The following is a 21,537-nucleotide window of genomic DNA, read 5'->3' on the forward strand; positions in this document are numbered from 1 at the left end:
TTCTTTATAAAAAGAGGAGGGGGAATGTTGGAAGCTATCGTAAGTTGGATCAATAATATTGTTTGGAGTCCAGCACTTGTTTATTTATGTTTAGGAGCAGGTTTATATTTTTCCATTCGAACGAGGTTTTTACAAGTAAGGCATGTAGGAGAAATGGTGAAGCTTACATTTCAAGGAGAAAAATCGGATGCTGGTGTTTCTTCGTTCCAGGCGTTAGCACTTTCTTTATCAGGGCGCGTTGGAACAGGAAATATTGCGGGTGTTGCAACGGCTGTTGCATTTGGTGGTCCAGGAGCTGTCTTTTGGATGTGGGCGGTCGCGTTTCTAGGAGCAGGTTCTGCTTATGTAGAATCGACACTTGCACAAATATATAAGACGAAGCATCAAGGGCAATTCCGTGGTGGTCCAGCTTATTACATTGAAAAAGGGTTAGGGGTTAAATGGTATGCATTAGTATTCGTTGCAGCAACAATTCTTGCAACGGGGATGCTGTTACCGGGTGTTCAGGCAAATAGTATTGCTGTAAGTTTGGAAACAGCTTTCGGTATTAATACTTCTGTATCCGGAGCGGTATTAGTAGCGGCATTAGCGCTTATTATTTTTGGTGGAGTTAAGCGAATTGTTAATGTAGCGCAAGTTGTAGTGCCATTTATGGCGCTTGGTTATATTTTAGTAGCTTGCGTGATTGTTGCTATGAATATTGAAAAATTACCAGATGCTTTCATGTTAATTTTAAAAAGTGCCTTTGCATTAGAAGCAGCTTTTGGTGGAATTATTGGTTTAGCAATCTCTTGGGGAGTAAAACGTGGTATTTATTCCAATGAAGCAGGGCAAGGAACTGGGGCCCATGCGGCGGCAGCTGCTGAAGTATCACATCCAGCTAAACAAGGGTTAGTACAAGCATTTTCCGTTTACATTGATACATTATTTGTTTGTTCAGCAACAGCATTTATGATGATTATTACAGGCATGTATAACGTATTTGATGCAAGCGGAAAAAACTTTATCGTTAATAAATTAAATGGTGCGCAGCCGGGTCCTGGTTATACACAGGCAGCAGTAGAATCTGTTTTCCCTGGATTTGGAAACGGTTTCGTTGCAATTTCTTTACTATTCTTCGCGTTTACAACAATTATGGCGTATTACTACATTGCAGAAACGAATATTGCATACTTAAATCGTGATAAAGACCGTCCTTGGATGTCCATCGTACTAAAATTTGTATTCTTAGGAGTCGTATTCTATGGTTGTGTAAAAACAGCTGCAACGGCTTGGGCTTTAGGTGACATTGGTGTAGGGATTATGGCATGGGTTAACATTATCGCGATTTTACTACTACAAAAACCAGCATTGATCGCATTAAAAGATTATGAAAAGCAGAAAAAAGAAGGGAAAGATCCAGTATTTGATCCGCAGGAATTAGGAATTAAAAATGCTGATTTTTGGGAGCATGAATACGGGAAAGATAAGAAAGAAGAAGTATCTTAATAGAATAGAAATGAAAAAAGCAAAGGGGAAACCCTTTGCTTTTTTTATGGACAAATTGAAGCTGAAAGTTATTTTTGGGACTATTTTTGAATATAAAAAGAATGTACATGCGTTGTTAGGGGAAGGGGGGAGTATGTTGATAGAATTTCGTAATGTAAATAAATATTATGGTAACTTTCAAGTTTTGAAAAATATTAATGTGCAAGTGAAAAAAGGCGAAGTGGTAGTAGTTGTCGGGCCTTCAGGATCAGGAAAAAGTACATTGCTTCGATGTATAAATCAATTAGAGGCAATTACAGATGGAGAATTAATTGTACAAAATACAGAGGTACACAATAAAAAAACGGACATGAATGAATTGCGGCGAAATATTGGGATGGTCTTTCAACATTTTTATTTATATCCACATAAAACAGTTCTGCAAAATATTACACTAGCACCGATTAAAGTAAATAAAGTTTCCAAAGAAGAAGCAGAGAAAACAGCAATGTTTTATTTAGAGAAAGTAGGAATCCCGGAGAAGGCTAATGTATATCCGCATCAATTATCCGGAGGACAACAGCAAAGGGTAGCAATTGCTAGAGGACTTGCGATGCAGCCGGAAATTATGCTATTCGATGAGCCTACGTCTGCTCTTGATCCGGAGATGATTGGGGAAGTACTTGATGTTATGAAAACGCTAGCTAAAGAAGGGATGACGATGGTCGTCGTCACGCATGAGATGGGATTTGCAAGAGAAGTAGCAGATCGAATTTTATTTATGGATGATGGCCAAATCATTGAGGATACAACACCAGTGCAATTCTTTGCAAGTCCTGAAAAAGAAAGAGCGCGTCTATTTTTAAGAAGAGTGTTAAATCATTAAAGGAGGAATTTCATGCTTAAAATGAAAAAGTTGTTTACGTTAATCGTATTTTCATGTTTATTCGTACTTGTCGTTGCTGGGTGCGGAAGTAAAAAAGATGAGGCGAAAGAAACGAATACGAAGCAAGGCGGGGCTGTTGAACAAATTAAGAAGCGCGGAAAACTAGTAGTTGGAGTGAAGAATGATACGAACTTATTTGGCTTGAAAAATCCTTCAACAGGGCAGGTAGAAGGATTTGATGTTGATATCGCAAAGGCGCTTGCGAAAAAAATCCTTGGAGATGAAAAGAAACTAGAATTAAAAGAAGTAACGTCTAAAACACGTATTCCACTACTGAAAAATGGTGATATTGATGCAATTATCGCAACAATGACAATTACGGAAGAACGTAAAAAAGAAGTTGATTTTTCAGATGTATATTTTAAAGCAGGGCAATCGTTACTTGTGAAAAAAGGAAGCAATATTAAGAGCGTCGATGATATAAAACAAGGCGTTAAAGTATTAGCTGTAAAAGGATCAACATCTACAAATAACATTCGTCAAAAGTCACCAGAAGCGACTGTATTAGAATTTGAAAATTATAGTGAGGCATTTACAGCGTTAAAGGCAGGTAAAGGTGATGTGTTAACGACAGATAATGCGATTCTTTATGGAATGGCAAAACAAGATGCTAATTATGAAGTAGTAGGAAAAATTTTCACAGATGAACCGTACGGAATTGCAGTGCAAAAAGGTGCAGACGATTTAACGAAAGAGATTAATAATTTACTAAAAGATATGAAGGCGAGCGGGGAATACGATAAATTGTATGAAAAATGGATCGGTCAAAAACAAGAGAAGTAAAGTGAAACTTTATTTTTCTTGATAAATAGTAAGAGTGAGAGGATGAGAGTACTCATCCTCTTCTTGTAAAGAAAGAGGGGAGAATATGTGCCTGATTTTTCTATATTAACGAATAACATTGATATGTATTTAGAAGGGTTTAAATATACAGTTATGTCTAGTGTAATTGCATTAATAGGAAGCTTTATTTTAGGAGTAATTTTGGCGGTAATGCGTATTGCACCGATTCGTATTTTAAATTGGGTAGGATCAGCTTTTGTAGAGTTTGTAAGAAATATTCCACTCGTATTAATTGCATTTATATTTTATTTCGCTTTACCTGTAATAGGAATTACTTTAAATGGTTTTGTAGCAGGAACAGTTACGCTTACGGTATATACGGCAGCTTTTATTGCGGAAGTCATTCGCGCTGGTATTCTATCAGTCGCGAAAGGTCAGATGGAAGCAGCAAGGTCTTCAGGGTTAACGTATGTACAGGCGATGTATTATGTTGTCTTACCTCAAGCGATGAAAATCGTAATTCCTCCTCTAGGAAATCAATTTCTCAATTTAGTAAAAAACTCTTCCATACTCGGAATTATCGCTGGTACTGATTTAATGTATCAAGGAGATTTAATTTCAACGAAGACGTTTGTTACGTTTGATGTTTATATATTTGTCGGGATGTTTTATTTAATATTAACAATTCCGCTCAGTATGCTAGTGCGTTATTTAGAAAAACGCTTGGCAAAGGAGGCGGTGTAAATGGATTTTAAGGGAGCAATTACAGGGGATCATATTCTATTTTTATTAAAAGGATTACTTATAACGTTAGAGGTAGCGCTCGTAGCAATTGTACTTAGCTTTATTATCGGTAGTGTAATAGGAATATTGCGCTACACGAAAATACCTGTCGTCTCACAAATATTAGGAATTATCGTTGAAGTGATTCGAAACTTACCACTACTGTTAATTATATTTTTCACGTATTTTGCACTTCCAGAAGCAGGCTTGAAATTAGAAATTATAACAGCTACAATTGTTGCTTTAACAATATTTGAAGCTGCAATGATATCTGAAATTGTTCGAAGTGGTCTATTATCTATCGAAAAAGGGCAAATCGAAGCAGCGAGGTCTTCCGGATTAACGTATGTTCAAGCGCTGTGGCATATTATTTTGCCACAAGCATTAAGAAGAATGGTCCCGCCACTTGTCAGTCAGTTTATTTCATTGCTGAAAGATACAGCGCTAGCAGTCGTTATATCACTACCAGAGCTTATTCATAATGCTCAAATTATTAGCGGGCAAAATGTAAATTATATGATTCCGACGTTTATAGTAGTTGCTTGTATGTATTTTATCGTAAATTATAGTTTATCAATTTTATCGAGAAGGTTAGAACTTCGTTGACTCTTACAATATATGTAAGAGTTTTTCCCTTGTTTATCCTTATTTTCCTCTAAATAGAATCTAAATCTTGCAATAATTAGATTTTTTATATTATTTTATCAGAAAAGTTTTAATTTTATATAGAAAATGTAATCGCTTTCGTGTATATTTTTATTATCAGAAAATTTTAACAAGACATAGGGGTATGGTAGGGGGAGGATTTAGATGCAGCAACCAACGAATGAGAAATTACATCGTACGATGAAGAGTAGACATTTATTTATGATCGCACTTGGTGGTGTAATCGGAACTGGTTTTTTCTTAGGTTCAGGTTACACTATTAATCAGGCTGGACCAGGGGGGGCCATCCTTTCATATTTAGTAGGCGGATTTATTATGTATTTAACAATGCTTTGTCTTGGAGAGTTAACGGTAGCAATGCCAGTTTCAGGTTCTTTCCAAAAGTATGCGACGAAGTTTATTGGACCAGGAACGGGCTTTATGATCGGCTGGCTATACTGGCTTGGCTGGGCAGTAACAGTAGGACTAGAATTAACGTCAATCGGTTTAATGATGAAAAGATGGTTTCCAAATGTTGATGTTTGGGTATGGTGCCTTGTATTCGGCGTTATTCTATATGCGTCAAATGCTATCTCAGCGAAAAGCTACGCTGAATTAGAATTTTGGTTTTCTAGTATTAAAGTAATTACAATCCTTGCATTTGTTGTTCTTGGTGGTAGTGCATTATTAGGATTTATATCATATGACGGAAAAGAAGCAGCACCTCTTTTTTCTAACTTTGTAAGCGATGGTGGACTTTTCCCAAATGGACTAGCTGCCGTATTACTTACAATGATTACAGTTAACTTCTCGTTCCAAGGAACAGAGTTAATCGGAATTGCAGCGGGAGAAAGTGAAAACCCAGAAAAAACAATTCCACGTGCGATCCGTAATACAGTATGGCGTATTATGTTATTCTTCATTTTAACAATGACAATTTTAGTAGGATTAATTTCTTGGAAAGAAGCAGGCGTAATTGAAAGTCCATTCGTAGTTGTATTTGATAAAATCGGTATTCCATATGCAGCTGATATTATGAACTTCGTTATTATTACTGCGTTATTATCTGTAGCGAACTCTGGATTATATGCAGCGACACGTATATTATGGTCACTTGCAAATGAAGGAATGGCACCAACTTCTTTCAAGAAAGTAAATAAACGTGGTATTCCAATTACAGCGCTAGTCGTAACGATTGCGGTAGCTGGATTATCCCTATTCACAAGTTTCCTTGCAGAAGATACAGTATACATGTACTTATTATCGATAGCTGGTTTATCGGCTGTTTCAAGTTGGATCATTATTGCTCTATCGCAACTTCGCTTTAGAAGTCAGTATATAAAAGGCGGAGGAAAGTTAGAGGACTTAAAGTATAGAACACCACTATATCCGATTGTTCCAATTTTAGCTTTAATTACAAATAGCATCGTTGTTATTAGTTTAGCGTTTATTCCTGAACAAAGAATGGCGTTATACTGCGGTATTCCATTTATCATTTTCTGCTATATATATTATTATTATTATATGAGTAAGAAACAGCAGAAACCGATGAAAGTGGAGATGGACAAAACAAATGAAACTAACAATCAAACACGATGATATAAAGGCAGATTTATCGTACGCTCAATTAGCGATTGGAAAAGAAAACGGGTATTCACCGTTACAATTACTCGTTTCTTCTATCGCAGGATGTAGTGCAATTGTCTTTCGAACAATTTTAGAAAAGAAACGTATTACATACGATACGTTTACGATCGAAACTGAAATTGGTAGAAGTGAAGCTTTATCCAAACCAGTTGAAAGTGTTCATTTGCACTATAAAATTAAAGCGGAAAACATTACAGAAGAGCAGTTGGACAAAGCATTGCAGCTTGCAGTGAAAAATTGCACGATTGTTCAATCTGTAAAAGATAGTATAAAAGTTACGGAAACAATTGAACTAATAAAGTGAAACATAAAAGCGTGAGAGTATAGCTCTCACGTTTTTATGTTTTTAACAGAGGAGGAAGTATTATGAAATGTTTAGGTTGTAAATTAGCAAACGAAGAGGAAAAAATATATAAAGTATATGAAGATGATTATGTAACTTGCTTTTTAGATCATGCGCCTTTCTACCCAGGACATACTTTAATTGTGCCAAAGCAGCATGTTGTAGAAGTAGACGAATTAGATGACGTTGTAGCAAGATCAATTATGGATGCTTCTAAGCTGATTTCAAAAGCGATTAAGGCATTATATAAACCAGATGGAATTACAGTTTGTCAAAATGGTGGAGTATTTAACGAGTTAACACATTACCATATGCATGTCGTACCAAGATATAAAGAGCGTTCGTTTGCTGAGTTTTATACGGTGCAATCGGAGGAAAAGAAGAATCATAACTTTGAAGAGACAAAGAATTTGTTAAAAGAAGCGATAGAGCAAATACTGCATATTGAAAAGGTGTAAAAGAATTTTTCTTAGAGATACAGTCAGGAAAATTCTAATATTAAAAAGCCCAATTTCTCAGTTACAATAGAGAAATTGGGCTTTTGCTTATTCTATTATTAAATTTTATATATAAAAAGATTTTGCAGTGTCACAAAGTTACAGTGCTCATTCGTTATATAGAGTGAGAGGAGGAATTATATGAAAGTTACAAACACCGATTATGAAAAGATGGAAGAGCTATACGAGTTGTACGAGCAAAAAATTTATTATGTAGCTTATTCTATTTTAAATAATATTCAACAGGCTGAAGATGCAGTTCAAGAGACGTTTATTACTCTTTATAAGAACTTGGAAAAGCTCCATAGCTTGAATACTGAAGAGCTTAAACGCTACATTTTGAGGATTGCGAAAAATAAGGCGATTGATAGTTATCGAAAAAATAAACGACATGAAACATTTCTAGAAGAATATGAAAGAGAATCAATAGAAGCAGTAGATGAAAATATTGAAGAGTGGGAAAAACGTGTAATGTCCGAGGTTCAAATTGATGCATTGTTAAAAGAGTTAAATGAGTCTAATAGACAGGTGTTTAAGTATAAAGTCTTCTATAACTTAACGTATCAAGAAATTTCAAGTGTCATGGGGATAACGGAGGCTAATGTCCGCAAGCAGTTTGAACGCGCTCGAAAACGAGTCCAAAATATGATAGGAGGTATACAACATGACGAATTCAAAGAACTCCAAAGAAATATATGAACTTGCTGAAAAAATTGCTTTAGATGATTTTGATAAATCCGAAGAACAACATGAATTTTCACATACATATACGCGCAAAAAGAAACTGTTTATGGAGGAAATGAAGCTGAAGGGCGAGCGACCACAGAAAAAGAGTAAAAGACATCGTATGTTAATCGCTGCTGCCTGCTTATTGATTGGTATGCCGACAACCGTTTTTGGTGCAGTAAAAGTCTATAATATGATTGTTCAAAAACAAAATTATGAAGTAAATGTTTCCTTAACAAATAAGGATTCGAAAAAGAGTGATCAGTGGTATAAGTTGAAGGTTGGTAAATTGCCAGAAAATATGGAAGCAATTGATGACACTGCTATGAAATATTCATTTAAAGATAACTATGCAAATGGAGGCTTTTCATTCGTTCTTTGGAGAGTAGGGGGGAATTCAGATTTTCCAACTCTGTACTCGAAAAGTTATGAAGAAAAAGAGATAAATGGTAAGAAGGCAGTAATTGTCCATAGAGAAACTGGTAAAAAAGATTTAATGATGGACAGGGTAGTTTTTCTATTCTTTGAGGAAGAAGGGATCATGCTACAAAGTTATATTGGAAACGATATAAATGAAGAACAAATGGTGGATGTGTTAGGGAACATTTCACTTGAGCCTACGTCAAAAGAAAAGGCATCACATATAACAGATTATGATAAAAAGTATTTTAGCGAAGAAAGTAAGCCTAAAAAAACTAAGGTGATTCCTTTGAAAAAAGATAGTAAACGACTATTTCATATAGGACAAAAGGTTCCAGTAACGATTATCATGGATAACAGCAAAATTGAATATGTGATAGAAAAGGTTGAAGTTTTTGATTCAATCAAAGATTTTAAACAAGAAAACTTTAATGAACTTGGCTTAGGAATACTAAGGGAGAATCAAGCTTTGGATCAAGCTGGACAATTGATACCATATAGACGAGATGAATATAAAGTTGGAAATGGTAAAGATTCAATTGATCAATTAGTAGAATCAAAATTAATTCATCCTAAATTTGTCTACCTGACAACAACAGTGAAAAATATAGGTAAACTGGCGACAGAAGAAATCTATATGCATCCATCCATACAAGTGCTTAAAAGTAAGGGGAATGTATGGAATTACGCTGAAAGAGATGGAATTGCAGAAAAAAATATTATGACAGGCGAAGTTGATTATTTAGAGCCTCACGGAGATGGAAAAAGCTTTTACAATATTGGCAGTATCCGACCAGGACAAACGGTGAAGGTTAACTTAGGTTATTTGGTAGATGAGGATAAGCTAGATTCAATCTTCCTTGATGCTTTCCGTTACAGTGGGTTTAGTGGCAATGAGAATATGAATGAGAAAAATCGTTGGTGGTTCGATATTCGTCAACAATCAAAATAATAGAAACAAATCGACGAAAAAGCTGCTTACATCTAGCAGCTTTTTTCGTCTTCATACATATGTAAAATTTCTTTCGCATGTATACGTAAACCATCTATCAATTCTGTCGGTTCTAAAACTTTTGCATCTTTTCCGAGTCTATAAAATAAAGGGGTAATAAAATTGATTTCTCCTTTATCAATTGTTGAATTTATATATCCTGTCCCATCCTCGTTTATTATAACGAATTCCTCAAGATAAGGGACGCTTTTACATTGGCGTACGCCTTCTGTTGTCAGTAAAACATGTAACTGAGTAGGGATGTGTACTACGTTAGAGTTAGATGCAAACCACTCTTCTAAATTCATGAATGTATCCTCATTTTCTTCCGTTGATAATATGGAAAGAATACGATCGATGCGATACAGTAATACTTTTTTCCTGCCATAGTCATAGGACGGTAAGTACCATAGCCCGTCATGAGCATATACACCGATAGGATGAACATGTTTTGTTTTTATCCCCGATTTAGATTCGTATTGAAAGTGTAAATTTTTATTTTCAATAGCCGCTGTTAACACTTCGTTTAAAAGTGGGGTCTCAATTGTTCTCTTCGGATTCCAAAAGGCGATATAAGAACGTATTTTATCAACTTTCACTTTCGCCTCATGTTGTAGAGAGCTATATAGTTTATGAGTGACAGAATTGATTTCTGTATTAAAAGGCAAGTCTCTGTAGTAGCTTAAAGATTGAAAGGCAAAAAAGATGGAGACCGCTTCTTCTTCCGTAAATAAGATAGGTGGAATGACCCTAGTTGTTAATACTTTATATCCTCCATTACGACCTTGTTCAGCATAAATGGGTAATCCCATATCACTTAAATCTAAAATGTATCTATGAACCGTACGAACGGAAATATTAAATTCATCAGCTATTTCTTGAGCTGTAAATGTTTTTTTCGCAGAAGCAAATATAAGAATATCTAATAAGCGTTTAGCTTTTGACAAATGTATCACCTTTTCTTTTTAACGTGACATAAATTGTCATGTTTTATTGTTAGTATATTGTTTACATCATATGTTATCAAGATGAGATGCAAGGAGGAAAAGATATGTCACGTGAAATAGTTTTATTTATTGCAGCTAGTTTGGATGGATATATTGCGAAAGAAGATGATGATTTAGAGTGGTTAATGGAAACAGAAGGAGAGGGAGATAACGGTTATACAGAAATGTACGAAACGATTGATACAATAATAATGGGAAAGAGAACGTACGATTATGTAGTAGAGCATACGGAAACATTCCCGTACTTAGATAAAGCATGTTATGTTTTTTCTCGTTCAGAAAAAGGTTCAGACGGAAACGTGGAATTTGTAAATGAAGATGTAGTGGAGTTTACAAAAAGGTTAAAATCGCAAGAAGGATCTAAAATATGGATGGTCGGTGGAGGGAGTCTACTGAGAGAATTCTTTAAGAATAATCTAATTGATGAATATGTTGTCACGATTACCCCTCACATATTAGGCTCAGGTGTCCCATTATTTAAAGAAAAGAATCCAGAAATTAATTTAACTTTAACGGATACGAAACGTTTTGGGCAATTTGTAAATTTATATTATAAAGTAAAATGATAAAGTGAAACTTTAATCAGTGGGGGTTTTGTTCATCTCCCACTGATTATTAGTTGAACCAATCGGGCTTTAACGGGCAGTTGATCCCCCACCTAACTTCTTTGCTTCCGCTGAATTTTGATGTAGGGGTCTTACTGCCCGTTAATGCGGGATAAAGAAACACGACTACTGATGATAGTCGTGTTTCTTTATAGATGGTAATGAAATTATAAAGCAAGACCCGTGATCAACTTCGCTCGTTACAGCAATATTCCCGCCGTGTAGTTCTACAATTTCTTTTACGATAGATAGTCCTAAACCAGTTCCACCTGTAGCTCGTGATCTTGCTTTATCAACTCGATAAAAGCGGTCGAAGATGTGAGGGAGGTCTTCAGGAGGAATGCCTTCGCCTTCATCTTCAATTGTAATAGAGATATTTTTATGTTCTTCTGTAACAGAAATGTTTATATGAGAATGTTCTTTTGAATGTCTATAAGCGTTATTTAAAATGTTTATTATAACTTGTTCAAATCGCTGGTCATCTAAATTTACTAGCAGTGTAGGAGGACAAGAGAAAGAAACTGTAATGTATCTTTCTTTATACATGGCATTTACTTTTTCGGCTATGCGAGTAAGGCGGGTGTGTAAATGTACTTCCTTTACTCGAATAGAAAAGTTATGTTGTTCCATTCGTGCAAGTGAAAATAAATCTTGAACTAAGTTCGTAATATAATCAGACTCATCTTTTATAATAGATAAATATCGCAAACGTTGCTCAGGAGATGTGGTTTCTTTTAAAGCAATGTCAGCATAGCCTCTTACGTATGTTAACGGTGTTCGTAATTCATGAGCAACACTTGCTAGAAATTCACTTCGCTCTGTTTTCATATAATGTAAATCATTAGCAAGCGTTTGAATAGATGATGCTAGTTCACCAATTTCATCATTTCGAGTAGTCGTTAACGAAACGGACAAATCGCCTTTACTCATTTTTTCAGTTGCATGTTTCATGTGTAACAATGGTTTTGTTAACAAACGTGATAATAGAAAGATGGTGATGGCTGTTAGTAGAAACGTAATGACTCCGGCAATAATGAATTGTCTTGTTAGCCCGTTAACCATTTCCTCGATTGATTCCGTCCCGAGAAACATATATACGTAGCCTTCCGTTTTTCCAGCCACTACAATGGGGCTAACTGTACATATATAATTAGATGTTTTCCAATGATTCTCTATAATTGCTCCGTCATGATCTGTCCGTGTTTGCATCTTTTCAATATGCTTTTTTATAGTAGTATTTATTTCATTGGATTTAGCTAGTACCTCCTTATTTGCATTTGTAATAACAACAGTAGTTTCGGCTTCGGATTCCATTAGTGCAACATGGGAGATTGTTTGCTTATCAAAATACTTTTCAAGGACATCTCTGTGACTATTTCCGCGCTTTAATAAAGCTGTCATTTCTTCATTTACTCTATTGTTGACAAGGCTATAATAAAGCGAGACAAATAGAACACTTTCGATTAAAAGTGTAACAATCAAAAAATAAAATCCGAGCTGAATAGAAATTCGCTTCATTGCTTTGCTCCTTAATCTAGAGTATCAACCCATCGATATCCGACTCCGTAAACAGTTTTTAAATGGTGATCAATAGGGAAATTTGCTTTTCGCAATTTATCACGTAAATTACGAATATGTGAATCGACTGTGCGATCTTCTGTATTTGTGTTTAACCCCCAAATTCGTTCGATGAGCTGATCACGGCTTAATACGTAGTTCACATGGCGTAAAAATAATCCGAGTAAAGAAAATTCAATTGGTGTGAGAAGGAGTTCTTCATTATGGACAGAAACGAAGTGTTTTGTTTCATCCCATACAATACCGTGATATTGGATTTGTTTATGTTCATTTGTACGTCTTAAAACGGCTTCAATTCTTGCGAAAAGTTCTTCTTCATGGAAAGGTTTCGTTACGTAATCATCGGCTCCAAGTTTTAATCCTTGAACGACATCTACTGTTTGATCACGAGCTGTAACCATAATAATAGGAATGTTACTAAAAGATCGGATTTTTTTGCACGTTTCCCATCCGTCCATCTTTGGCATCATAATATCGAGTAAAACAAATTTAAAGTTTCGATTTTCTATATGTAAAATAGCTTCTTCTCCTGAAGTCGCACATACGCAGTTATATCCAATTGGGGTAAGATAAAGCGTTAATAATTCAAGCATTCTCGGTTCATCGTCTACGAGCAGTATATCAATCATAGAGAGCCCTCCATATTTATAATCGTTACTTAAAGTGTAATGCAAAATCATGAAGAAATGGTGCAGATTATGATGTGTCTGCATAATTTCTTCAGAATTGCTTGTTATTGTGGAGTTGAAATTACATTTTAGGTAATCATATTGGCTCAAAAATGATTAATACGGAGGCGGTATAATGAAAAAAATGACCCGAATTTTTGGGATAACAATAATTACAGCAGTTGGTCTTGCTGCATGTGGACAAACGAATACAGACCATAAAAACCATGAATCTACAAAAGAGAAGAAAACAGAGCAAAAGGAAATGAAAATGAATCAGGAGGTAACGGCGCCAAAAGAAATGAACGAAGGGGCATCGAATGATTTATTAACGACAAGTTTAAAAAATGTAACAAGGTTAAATACAAATGATCCCCTGCAAATGGCAGTGTTAACTTCGCAAACAATATGGCCAGCAACCCATAAAGAGAACCAGCCGGGTGCTGTTATTTTAGTACCAGCAAGCGAGTGGCAATTAGGTATTGCGAGTGCAGACCTTATTCATCATCCGAATAACGGGCCGATTTTATTTATAGAAAAAGAAAAGATACCGGAAATGACGTTAAAAGAAATAAAACGATTAAATCCAATCGGAACGAAAGATGGAACACAAATTATGGTGATGGGAGATGTAGGTACTAGCGCGCTTGAACAATTGAAAGGTTATAAAGTAAAACAAATAAAAGAAACGGACCCAGCTATATTTGCGAATCATGTTGATAAGGAGTATGCCGATATAACAGGAAGCTACCCAAATAGTGTTATTATCGGTTCGTCTGCAGAAGAAGGACGTTTATATACAACACCCGCTGTAAACTGGATTTCTCATATGCCGGAACCACTACTCTATACAGAAAAGGATAAAGTGCCAGAAGCGACAATAGAGGCATTAAAAATGAGAAAAGATAAAGCAAATATATATGTATTAGGGCCAGAAAAAATTGTTTCAAAAGAAGTAGAAAAAGAGTTAAGCAAATACGGGAAAGTAACGCGTATTAGTGGAGAGACCCCTACAGAAAACTCGATTGCGTTCGCTAAATTTAAAGATGAAAAAACAAAATTTGGCTGGGGATTCACAAAACCTGGTCACGGTTTATCATTTGTTTCAAGCAAAACACCAGATTTAGCAGTTGCTGGGGCACCTTTTTCACATATGGGTAAACACGCACCTGTTGTCTTGTTAGAAGAAGGGAAAGATTCACAACCAGTGTATGACTTCCTTGCTACTATTCAGCCGAAGTTTAAAGATGATCCAACACTTGGACCATATAATCATGGCTTCTTATTAGGAAGTACGAGTGATATTTCATTTGAAACACAAGGAATACTAGATGAGAGGTTAGAAATTGTTCAGGAAAGTGGTCAAGGACACGGTGGACATTAATGAAATGAGAAAAGATGCTACTGATATAGCGTCTTTTTTTATTTTCCTCGACAAAATATGACAAAAAAGTTGTAACTGTTTCTGTTATGATAGTTTCGGAAATCTTACATTTTACATAATCGGAGGAAAAGAAATGTATAAAAAATTGGGTACTATTGCTTTAACAGGTGCACTTGCTTTTAGTTTAGCTGCTTGTGGTGAAACTGAAGTTAAAGAAGTGAGTAAAAACGATGCTCCTAAACAGGCTGAAAAGAAAGATAAAAAGGAAAAAGCTGAAAGCAAGATTTATAAAATTGGAGATACGGTAGAAGTTAATGGCCTACAACTTACTTTCAGTTCAGCTAAATTCGTTGAGCCTAACGAATACGTAAAAGCTGAAAAAGGGAAAGTACTAGAAATCGCTTTTAATGCTAAAAATAATGGGAAAAAAGATATATATTTTGGAACTTCTGAATTAAAAATTGCTGATACTAACGGCAACCAATTCAAAGAGTACTTTGGTGGGGAAAATACGTTTATAAACGAAAATATTGCGCCAGGTAACCAAATTACAAACAAAATGTTATTTGATGTACCAGAAGGCGATAAGTTTGTTGGTACATTTAAACCTACATTTACATTTGACGAGAAATCAGTGAAATTTGAATTTGAAGTTGCTAAATAAGGAGAGATTAAGATGAAAAGAACAGCTGAATTTGTATTAGGTCTTATTGGAGGTATTTTTGGTATTATTTGTGCATTTGTTGCTTTATTAATCGGCGGTATGGGAGCTGCTTTTGAAGCTGATGGAGCAAATACTGTTATTGGCTTAGGTTGGGGAGCTGTGGCTCTATCAATCTTAGGAATTGTTGGATCTGTTATGGTAAGAAGTAAAGCGAAGGTTGGCGGTATTATGATGACTGTGGCTGCTATCGGTGGATTTATTTGTATTTCTATAATTTACTTATTACCAGGCGTATTATTATTAATCGGTGGATTAATGGGCATATTCCGTAAGGATAAAGCAACTGTATCTGCATAAAATGAGCACTCGAAAGAGTGCTTTTACTAATTTCATTAAATTAGCATAAACTCCTCTAATCCTAAACCCTCCAAACTAAACTTCACATATGAAGTGGAAATATCTATAGAAATGTAAATGAATTCCTTTGGTAGCTAATATCTTGATCCTTGGACTACTCAATTAAATGAGCTGAATTACATGTGCATTTTTCATCCATCCAAACAAAGTTCTCTTCATTTGACATACGGTAGAATCCGAAATCGTTGTACGTTAAATCAACAATAGGTGATAGTATATTTAAAGTCTTCCTGATATTCTAGGAAAAGAAGCTACGAAGGTAACATCTTTTTTAGGAAACTTTTACATAGCAAAAAATCTTCTACTCGTTATATAATAGCTTTCGTGCAGTCGGCTAGATTTTCTTATGGAGAAAATCAAATTATAAAGGAGTAGAGGAGTGGTATTTTGTTTCAAACGATAAAAAATGACTGGTTTTCTAATGTGAGAGGGGACGTGTTATCAGGAATTGTCGTTGCTTTAGCATTAATCCCTGAAGCGATAGCCTTCTCTGTTATTGCAGGCGTGGATCCGACAGTTGGACTATACGCAGCCTTTTGTATTGCGGTTACCATTTCATTTGTTGGCGGAAGAACTGGAATGATTTCAGCTGCAACAGGTGCAATGGCATTATTAATGGTAACGCTTGTTAAAGATCATGGTTTGCAATATTTATTTGCTACAACAATATTAACAGGTATCGTCCAAATTATTTTTGGCGTGTTCAAACTGAGCTCATTTATGAAGTTTGTTCCGAAATCTGTTATGAGTGGTTTTTTAAATTCACTTGGAATTTTAGTTTTTACAGCGCAATTACCGCATTTTAAAAATGCAACTTGGCAAATGTATGCACTCGTTGTATTAGGACTTGCAATTATATATTTATTTCCACGTATTACAACGGTTGTACCTTCTACGCTTATTTCAATTATTATTGTGACGAGTATTGCACTTATGAGCGGATTACAGTTGAAAACAGTAGGGGATATGGGAAGCCTGCCGAAAGAATTACCGTTCTTTAGTATTCCTGATGTGCCATTTACATTAGAAACATTAGGGATTATTTTACCTTATGCAGTTATGCTTGCAATCATTGGTTTACTAGAGTCTTTATTAACAGCTTCAGTTTTAGATGATATGACGCATACAGAAAGTAATAAGCATAAAGAGGCACGCGGACAAGGGATCGCAAACATCGTTGCTGGATTTTTCGGAGGAATGGCAGGATGTGCAATGATTGGACAATCTGTTATTAATATTAAATCAGGTGGACGAGGTCGCCTATCAACATTTGTAGCGGGTGGATTTTTAATCGTATTACTATTCGTTTTAGGAGATTATGTCGTTCATATTCCAATGGCAGCTTTAGTTGCGGTTATGATTATGGTTTCAATCGGAACGTTTGATTGGAACTCTGTAACAACGATTCATAAAGTACCAAAAGGAAACGTATTTGTTATGATCGTAACAGTTGTGATTGTCCTAATTACACATAATTTAGCATTAGGTGTAATTATCGGAACAGTAATTAGTGCGGTGTTATTTGCATTCAATATGGCAAAGATTCACGTGAAACATTTATATATTGAAAATAAGAAAATATACGAAATTCACGGTCAACTTTTCTTTGCATCTACAGCCGATTTCATAAATAATTTTTCATTTAATGAAGATGTAAAAGAAATTGAAATGAATTTTACTCATGCACACGTATGGGATGATTCAGCAGTGGCATCAATTGATAAAGTTATCATGAAGTATGAGCAAAGTGGTGTGAAAGTAAGTATAACAGGATTAAATGAACGTAGCTCAAAACTTGTTGCAAATTTGGCTACTTATAATAAAAGAATTGCTAGTTAAAAGCCTCCTTTTTAGGGGGCTTTATTATATAATACGAGTAGGATAACGAAAAGGGGATTCAGCATATGTACAAACAAATTATATTAGCGTGTGACGGTTCTGAACATGCACTTCGAGCAGCGGAACATGCAACATATATTGCGAAATGTAGCGAAGAAACAAATGTTGAAGTTGTGTACGTAGTAGATAATAGAACGGCAAAATCAGATATTATACAAGGTCAAACAGACTTAGAAACAATATCAGCTAGTCGAAAAGATAAATTAAAAGAGATTGAAGGTTTATTAAAGAAAGAGAACATTTCTTATACAATTACGATATTACATGGTGATCCTGGAGATACAATTGTTCAATATGTAAATACAGGAGATATAGATCTTGTTATCGCTGGAAGCAGAGGGCTAAACACACTGCAAGAAATGGTGCTTGGTAGTGTCAGTCATAAAATAGCAAAACGAGTGAAATGTCCGGTGATGATTATAAAATGAAATAGAATGTAACTAAAGACCTTAGTATAACTGAGGTCTTTTTTATGTATAAATGACTCTTATTTGTGGAAATACTAGATATATAAGTTGAAAAGATGTTAACTTACAAATTTGTAAGTTAGTTGTTAGAGAAATCGATGTTATGAAATTTTTCCCATTGGTAAAATAAAAGTATCAAAGGGGAGATAGGGAGGATGGAAGCAATGAAATCATTTCAAAATTTGTCATATAGTCAAGGGGTAAGCTTAATTTGTCTAGGAGGATTTGCTGCATCTGTTACGTTAGCTGTTTTAATAAAGGTATTTCATCAAATCTTTTAATATTAGAGTAGGGAAGGAATTGGTTGTTATAAATAGTAAGAAAAGGATTGTAAATAAAAAATAGCTCTTAGCATGTATATGGATGCTAAGAGCTATTTTTATGATTACTTTTCTACTTCTGGCTTTTCGCTTGTTACAGTAACGTCTTTCCATTTTGAAGTAATTTGATTCACTTCAGTGTTGACATTAAAATCTTTCACGCGCTTATTAACACCTGTTAAATCGAATGTGTAATGAATTGGAATCATCGGTGCTTCGTCATGAATTAATTTTTGCCATTTATCGTATACTTCTTTACGATATTTTTCATCAGTAGCTTTTTCTGATAATCCTGCGTCTAATAACTTCGTATTTTCATCATTTACCCAGCGTTGGTAGTTGAATCCGGCATTTTTGCCCCATAGGCCAGAAAGATCAGGGTCAGAGCCAGTGTTCCAAGCACCAGAGAAAATATCAACCTTCGGATCATCTTTTTTAATCATATCACGCATAGCATTAAATTCGTGTAAGCGTCCATCAACAAGTTCTACTTTTAAGCCGATATCTTTCCAAGATTGAATATAGAATTTTGCGAGTGGTTCACTTGTTTCACTACCGTTACTAGCTAGGAAGTTAATTTTAAGTTCATTACCTTTTGGATCCTCACGGAATCCATCACCATTCTTGTCTTTATAGCCAGCTTCATCTAATAGTTGTTTCGCTTTATCTACATCTAAGTTATATGCGCCAACATTGTTATTATGGTACTTTGGCATAGATGGTGGAATTGGAGAGTTAGCTGGAACACGAAGTCCGTGATATACTTTTTCTCCTAATTTTTCTCTATCAATTGCATATGCCATCGCTTGACGTAAACGAACGTCTTTGAATTTATCGTTATCCATTACAGCTTCATTCTTTGCTTTGTCCATATGTCCGAACTTAAATCCGATATAAGTGTAAGCAAGGTCAGTTTTACCAATTAGTTGTGTGTTTTTTAATTTACTTACGTTCGGATATTGGTCAGCAGTAATTGATGCAATATCAATATCACCTTTTTTCAGAGATGCACTAACAATAGATGGATTTACAACTTTTAATGTTACATTTTTCAGCTTAGGTTTGCCACCCCAGTAATCATCAAAGCGCTCATACTCAACTGATTCACCAGGAACGATTTTCTTCACTTTAAATGGACCGAACCCGATTGGATTTTGACGGATTTTATCAGATTCAGCTAGTTTTTCAATTGGTACATCGCCTAAATATTTTTTAGGTGTAGGATATGTCCAAATACCAGTTTTCAATGAAGGGTTTACTTCTTTATAAGTAATGGAAATTGTTTTTGGATCGACTACTTTAATACCGGAAATTTTGTCAGCTTTTCCAGTGTGATATTCTTCCATACCTTCAATCATTTGCATTTGTGTATCGTAACGGATACCTGTATATTTACTATTACCAATAATTAAGTAAGAATATTCTAAATCCTCAGCGGTTAAAGGGTTACCATCGTGCCATTTTACATTATCTTTAATCTTAATTGTAATTGTTTTTTTATCTTCAGAAATTGTATAAGTTGCAGCACCGTCATTTGTAATTTCCCAGTTTTTATCTGTAGCTAATAATTGTTCATCAAAGAAATCCATAATCTCTGAATCTGGAGCAACTTCATACAATACTCTACTTAAAACACCAGCGAAAGGTGAATTTGAAACGAGTCCATAAGTTAATGATCCGTCTTTAATTTCTTTACTGTCATTTTTTACAGTAGCACTAAATTTATTTGTTTCTACTTTTTTTGTGTTTGCTTTTTTACTACTGCTATCAGCACCCCCACATGCAGATAGTAATAATGTTGAAGCAGCAAGTGTACTTAATACTTTGTAAAGTTTTGGTTTGTTCATAACTTCTCCACCCCTTATCCTTTTCTTTGTCTCGCATCAGCCGCACGCTTTAACGCTTGACCAATAAAATTTATACACAGCATCAGCACTAAAATCATGATTGATGCGGGTAACCAAATCCACCATTTTTCTTGCAATACATCTGGATTTGTTGCGTAACTTACAAGTGTACCAAGACTCGGTGTGCTTTCTGGTAGACCGAAGCCTAAGTAAGTTAAACTAGATTCGATCCCGATGTTACCAGCAAGATTTAATGTAATATTTACGATGATAATAGAACTTAAATTAGGTAATATTTGCTGGAAGATTATTTTCCAATTTGGTGTTCCTAACGTTTTTGATGCAGATACGTAATCAAGTTCTTTCTCAGTCAATACTTTAGAGCGTATAAGCCTTGCTTTTCCGACCCATAAGAAAGCCGTCATTATGAGAATAAAAGTTGTAATATTGAAAGTTGGAACGAGTGAGATAAACACGATAACAATCATTAAGAATGGTAAAATCATCATGAAGTCGATAAAACGCATAATGATGTTATCGACAACTCCGCCAAAATAGCCAGCAATTAGTCCCGTCGTAAGACCGATAAGGGTTGCTAAAAGAGTGATGGCTAAACCAACTGTAAAGGAGTTACGTGTACCAATAATTAATTGTCCGAAAATATCACGGCCTCCATAATCAGTTCCTAACCAATGTTCAGCAGAAGGAGGGTCATAAATAGCGAACAAATCGACTCGGACGATATCTTCTTGCTTCATAATAAATGAAGTTGCGTAAACGGCTATTAATATTAAAGCTAAAAAGAATAGAGAAAACATTGCTAGTTTATCTTTACGAAATTCTCGCCACATAATGGAGAAACCAGAGGGACTCTTTTCGTAATGAATGACTTCAGTTTGTTTTTCAGGATTTGCTAACATAACGTTTCTTCACCTCCATTAATCAATACGAATACGTGGATCAACGATGCTTAGAATAATATCGGAAAGAAGAGTCCCGAGTAGCGTTGCGAATCCAGTAAATAATACAAGAGCAGTTACGACACTGAAATCACGTTGAGTGATAGATTGGAAAAATAGTTGTCCAATTCCTGGATAGCCGAAAATATTTTCTAGAATAATAGATCCTCCAACTAAACCTGTAATTTCATATCCTAAAAATGCTGCAATTGGTAAAAATGAATTTCTTAAAATATGTCTGGAATATACTTTAGATTCTGGTACACCTTTTGCTTTTACTGTGCGTACAAAATCTTTATGTTTCGTATCGATAATTTCACTTCGTAAATATTGTACAGTTCCTACAGTTCCAATTAATGCCCCAGATAAAGCTGGTAAAATCATATGATTGAATTTACTTAAATAGTAATCAAATGATCCTGTTACAACTTGTGGATCAACGCTACCACTCGTAGGGAAAATTGGATATAAAAA

The 21,537-nt window shown here is 35.1% G+C and carries 23 protein-coding genes; 17 read left to right on the plus strand and 6 right to left on the minus strand.

Features of this window, described 5'->3' with window-relative positions:
• The first annotated feature begins 27 nt into the window (after positions 1-27).
• The 10 genes from MR170_RS08805 to MR170_RS08850 all read left to right on the plus strand — a co-directional run bounded on the left by MR170_RS08805 (position 28) and on the right by MR170_RS08850 (position 9,209).
• Positions 28-1,488: an alanine/glycine:cation symporter family protein gene (locus MR170_RS08805; protein ID WP_000387486.1), complete on the plus strand. Its 1,461-nt coding sequence runs from the start codon at positions 28-30 to the stop codon at positions 1,486-1,488.
• Entirely contained in the window at positions 1,433-2,353 is a 921-nt protein-coding gene (locus tag MR170_RS08810; RefSeq protein WP_141542467.1) for an amino acid ABC transporter ATP-binding protein, read from the plus strand. Before MR170_RS08805 ends, MR170_RS08810 begins: the two co-directional genes overlap by 56 nt.
• Before the next feature lie 12 nt (positions 2,354-2,365).
• Entirely contained in the window at positions 2,366-3,196 is an 831-nt protein-coding gene (glnH, locus tag MR170_RS08815) for a glutamine ABC transporter substrate-binding protein GlnH (RefSeq protein ID WP_043936501.1), read from the plus strand.
• A gap of 87 nt (positions 3,197-3,283) precedes the next feature.
• A complete protein-coding gene (locus MR170_RS08820) occupies positions 3,284-3,940 on the plus strand; it encodes an amino acid ABC transporter permease (protein ID WP_001112682.1) in 657 nt (218 codons plus the stop codon).
• Entirely contained in the window at positions 3,941-4,585 is a 645-nt protein-coding gene (locus tag MR170_RS08825) for an amino acid ABC transporter permease (RefSeq protein WP_000345978.1), read from the plus strand. It abuts the gene before it with no gap.
• 204 nt (positions 4,586-4,789) lie between these two features.
• Complete coding sequence (locus MR170_RS08830; RefSeq protein ID WP_017762786.1) at positions 4,790-6,223, plus strand: amino acid permease; 1,434 nt, start codon at positions 4,790-4,792, stop codon at positions 6,221-6,223.
• Positions 6,198-6,575 (plus strand): OsmC family protein, encoded by a 378-nt coding sequence (locus MR170_RS08835; protein ID WP_000778853.1) that lies wholly within the window; start codon positions 6,198-6,200, stop codon positions 6,573-6,575. Before MR170_RS08830 ends, MR170_RS08835 begins: the two co-directional genes overlap by 26 nt.
• 62 nt (positions 6,576-6,637) lie before the next feature.
• Complete coding sequence (locus tag MR170_RS08840) at positions 6,638-7,072, plus strand: HIT family protein (protein ID WP_043936500.1); 435 nt, start codon at positions 6,638-6,640, stop codon at positions 7,070-7,072.
• Positions 7,073-7,252: 180 nt separating this feature from the next.
• On the plus strand, positions 7,253-7,810 hold the full coding sequence (locus MR170_RS08845; protein ID WP_043936499.1) for an RNA polymerase sigma factor: 558 nt from the start codon (positions 7,253-7,255) through the stop codon (positions 7,808-7,810).
• The gene (locus MR170_RS08850) at positions 7,776-9,209 is read left to right on the plus strand and encodes an ECF-type sigma factor negative effector (RefSeq protein WP_043936498.1); all 1,434 of its coding nucleotides are present in this window, start codon (positions 7,776-7,778) and stop codon (positions 9,207-9,209) included. The genes MR170_RS08845 and MR170_RS08850 overlap by 35 nt, the downstream gene beginning before the upstream one ends.
• Before the next feature lie 32 nt (positions 9,210-9,241).
• Here MR170_RS08850 and MR170_RS08855 read toward each other — a convergent pair whose 3' ends face one another.
• Positions 9,242-10,195: a helix-turn-helix transcriptional regulator gene (locus MR170_RS08855; protein WP_043936497.1), complete on the minus strand. Its 954-nt coding sequence runs from the start codon at positions 10,193-10,195 to the stop codon at positions 9,242-9,244.
• Positions 10,196-10,299: 104 nt separating this feature from the next.
• Between MR170_RS08855 and MR170_RS08860 the strand changes: the two genes are divergently transcribed.
• The gene (locus tag MR170_RS08860) at positions 10,300-10,821 is read left to right on the plus strand and encodes a dihydrofolate reductase family protein (protein WP_043936496.1); all 522 of its coding nucleotides are present in this window, start codon (positions 10,300-10,302) and stop codon (positions 10,819-10,821) included.
• Positions 10,822-10,986: 165 nt separating this feature from the next.
• Here MR170_RS08860 and MR170_RS08865 read toward each other — a convergent pair whose 3' ends face one another.
• Both MR170_RS08865 and MR170_RS08870 read right to left on the minus strand, forming a co-directional pair.
• Positions 10,987-12,378 (minus strand): sensor histidine kinase, encoded by a 1,392-nt coding sequence (locus MR170_RS08865; RefSeq protein WP_043935152.1) that lies wholly within the window; start codon positions 12,376-12,378, stop codon positions 10,987-10,989.
• Between the two features lie 11 nt (positions 12,379-12,389).
• Positions 12,390-13,067, minus strand: coding sequence for a response regulator transcription factor (locus MR170_RS08870; protein ID WP_043935151.1), 678 nt, complete (start codon positions 13,065-13,067; stop codon positions 12,390-12,392).
• A gap of 175 nt (positions 13,068-13,242) precedes the next feature.
• Here MR170_RS08870 and MR170_RS08875 point away from each other — a divergent pair, with 175 nt between their 5' ends.
• From MR170_RS08875 to MR170_RS08900, 6 genes are all read left to right on the plus strand, one after another.
• Positions 13,243-14,490 carry a hypothetical protein gene (locus tag MR170_RS08875; RefSeq protein WP_029441566.1) on the plus strand — a complete coding sequence of 416 codons (1,248 nt, stop codon included), beginning with the start codon at positions 13,243-13,245 and terminating at the stop codon, positions 14,488-14,490.
• A gap of 133 nt (positions 14,491-14,623) precedes the next feature.
• Positions 14,624-15,154: a DUF4352 domain-containing protein gene (locus tag MR170_RS08880; protein WP_000277056.1), complete on the plus strand. Its 531-nt coding sequence runs from the start codon at positions 14,624-14,626 to the stop codon at positions 15,152-15,154.
• Between the two features lie 12 nt (positions 15,155-15,166).
• Complete coding sequence (locus tag MR170_RS08885; RefSeq protein WP_000831286.1) at positions 15,167-15,511, plus strand: DUF4064 domain-containing protein; 345 nt, start codon at positions 15,167-15,169, stop codon at positions 15,509-15,511.
• 447 nt (positions 15,512-15,958) lie between these two features.
• Entirely contained in the window at positions 15,959-17,410 is a 1,452-nt protein-coding gene (locus MR170_RS08890; protein WP_029441567.1) for a SulP family inorganic anion transporter, read from the plus strand.
• A 65-nt stretch (positions 17,411-17,475) separates the two neighbouring features.
• Positions 17,476-17,898, plus strand: coding sequence for a universal stress protein (locus tag MR170_RS08895; protein ID WP_000277998.1), 423 nt, complete (start codon positions 17,476-17,478; stop codon positions 17,896-17,898).
• Between the two features lie 203 nt (positions 17,899-18,101).
• On the plus strand, positions 18,102-18,218 hold the full coding sequence (locus MR170_RS08900; RefSeq protein WP_000834733.1) for a DUF4027 family protein: 117 nt from the start codon (positions 18,102-18,104) through the stop codon (positions 18,216-18,218).
• A 104-nt stretch (positions 18,219-18,322) separates the two neighbouring features.
• Here the strand turns inward: MR170_RS08900 and opp4A are convergent, their stop codons facing one another.
• From opp4A to MR170_RS08915, 3 genes are all read right to left on the minus strand, one after another.
• Positions 18,323-20,104: an oligopeptide ABC transporter substrate-binding protein gene (gene opp4A, locus MR170_RS08905; protein WP_043935150.1), complete on the minus strand. Its 1,782-nt coding sequence runs from the start codon at positions 20,102-20,104 to the stop codon at positions 18,323-18,325.
• Between the two features lie 14 nt (positions 20,105-20,118).
• Entirely contained in the window at positions 20,119-21,024 is a 906-nt protein-coding gene (locus MR170_RS08910) for an ABC transporter permease (RefSeq protein ID WP_000880730.1), read from the minus strand.
• 18 nt (positions 21,025-21,042) lie between these two features.
• The coding region (locus MR170_RS08915) for an ABC transporter permease (RefSeq protein WP_242307959.1) at positions 21,043-21,537 on the minus strand (495 nt) is incomplete at its 5' end.

It is taken from the genome of Bacillus cereus group sp. BfR-BA-01524 (assembly GCF_022662595.1).
Lineage (GTDB): Bacteria > Bacillota > Bacilli > Bacillales > Bacillaceae_G > Bacillus_A > Bacillus_A thuringiensis_S.

What these genes read in the sequence shown, in the direction of transcription:
- MR170_RS08810 (WP_141542467.1), top strand. Translation starts at nt 1,433, where the DNA reads ATGCTGATTTTTGGGAGCATGAATACGGGAAAGATAAGAAAGAAGAAG.
- glnH (WP_043936501.1), top strand. Translation starts at nt 2,366, where the DNA reads ATGCTTAAAATGAAAAAGTTGTTTACGTTAATCGTATTTTCATGTTTA.
- MR170_RS08825 (WP_000345978.1), top strand. Translation starts at nt 3,941, where the DNA reads ATGGATTTTAAGGGAGCAATTACAGGGGATCATATTCTATTTTTATTA.
- MR170_RS08830 (WP_017762786.1), top strand. Translation starts at nt 4,790, where the DNA reads ATGCAGCAACCAACGAATGAGAAATTACATCGTACGATGAAGAGTAGA.
- MR170_RS08835 (WP_000778853.1), top strand. Translation starts at nt 6,198, where the DNA reads ATGAAACTAACAATCAAACACGATGATATAAAGGCAGATTTATCGTAC.
- MR170_RS08840 (WP_043936500.1), top strand. Translation starts at nt 6,638, where the DNA reads ATGAAATGTTTAGGTTGTAAATTAGCAAACGAAGAGGAAAAAATATAT.
- MR170_RS08845 (WP_043936499.1), top strand. Translation starts at nt 7,253, where the DNA reads ATGAAAGTTACAAACACCGATTATGAAAAGATGGAAGAGCTATACGAG.
- MR170_RS08850 (WP_043936498.1), top strand. Translation starts at nt 7,776, where the DNA reads ATGACGAATTCAAAGAACTCCAAAGAAATATATGAACTTGCTGAAAAA.
- MR170_RS08860 (WP_043936496.1), top strand. Translation starts at nt 10,300, where the DNA reads ATGTCACGTGAAATAGTTTTATTTATTGCAGCTAGTTTGGATGGATAT.
- MR170_RS08865 (WP_043935152.1), bottom strand. Translation starts at nt 12,378, where the DNA reads ATGAAGCGAATTTCTATTCAGCTCGGATTTTATTTTTTGATTGTTACA.
- MR170_RS08870 (WP_043935151.1), bottom strand. Translation starts at nt 13,067, where the DNA reads ATGATTGATATACTGCTCGTAGACGATGAACCGAGAATGCTTGAATTA.
- MR170_RS08875 (WP_029441566.1), top strand. Translation starts at nt 13,243, where the DNA reads ATGAAAAAAATGACCCGAATTTTTGGGATAACAATAATTACAGCAGTT.
- MR170_RS08880 (WP_000277056.1), top strand. Translation starts at nt 14,624, where the DNA reads ATGTATAAAAAATTGGGTACTATTGCTTTAACAGGTGCACTTGCTTTT.
- MR170_RS08885 (WP_000831286.1), top strand. Translation starts at nt 15,167, where the DNA reads ATGAAAAGAACAGCTGAATTTGTATTAGGTCTTATTGGAGGTATTTTT.
- MR170_RS08895 (WP_000277998.1), top strand. Translation starts at nt 17,476, where the DNA reads ATGTACAAACAAATTATATTAGCGTGTGACGGTTCTGAACATGCACTT.
- MR170_RS08900 (WP_000834733.1), top strand. Translation starts at nt 18,102, where the DNA reads ATGAAATCATTTCAAAATTTGTCATATAGTCAAGGGGTAAGCTTAATT.
- opp4A (WP_043935150.1), bottom strand. Translation starts at nt 20,104, where the DNA reads ATGAACAAACCAAAACTTTACAAAGTATTAAGTACACTTGCTGCTTCA.
- MR170_RS08910 (WP_000880730.1), bottom strand. Translation starts at nt 21,024, where the DNA reads ATGTTAGCAAATCCTGAAAAACAAACTGAAGTCATTCATTACGAAAAG.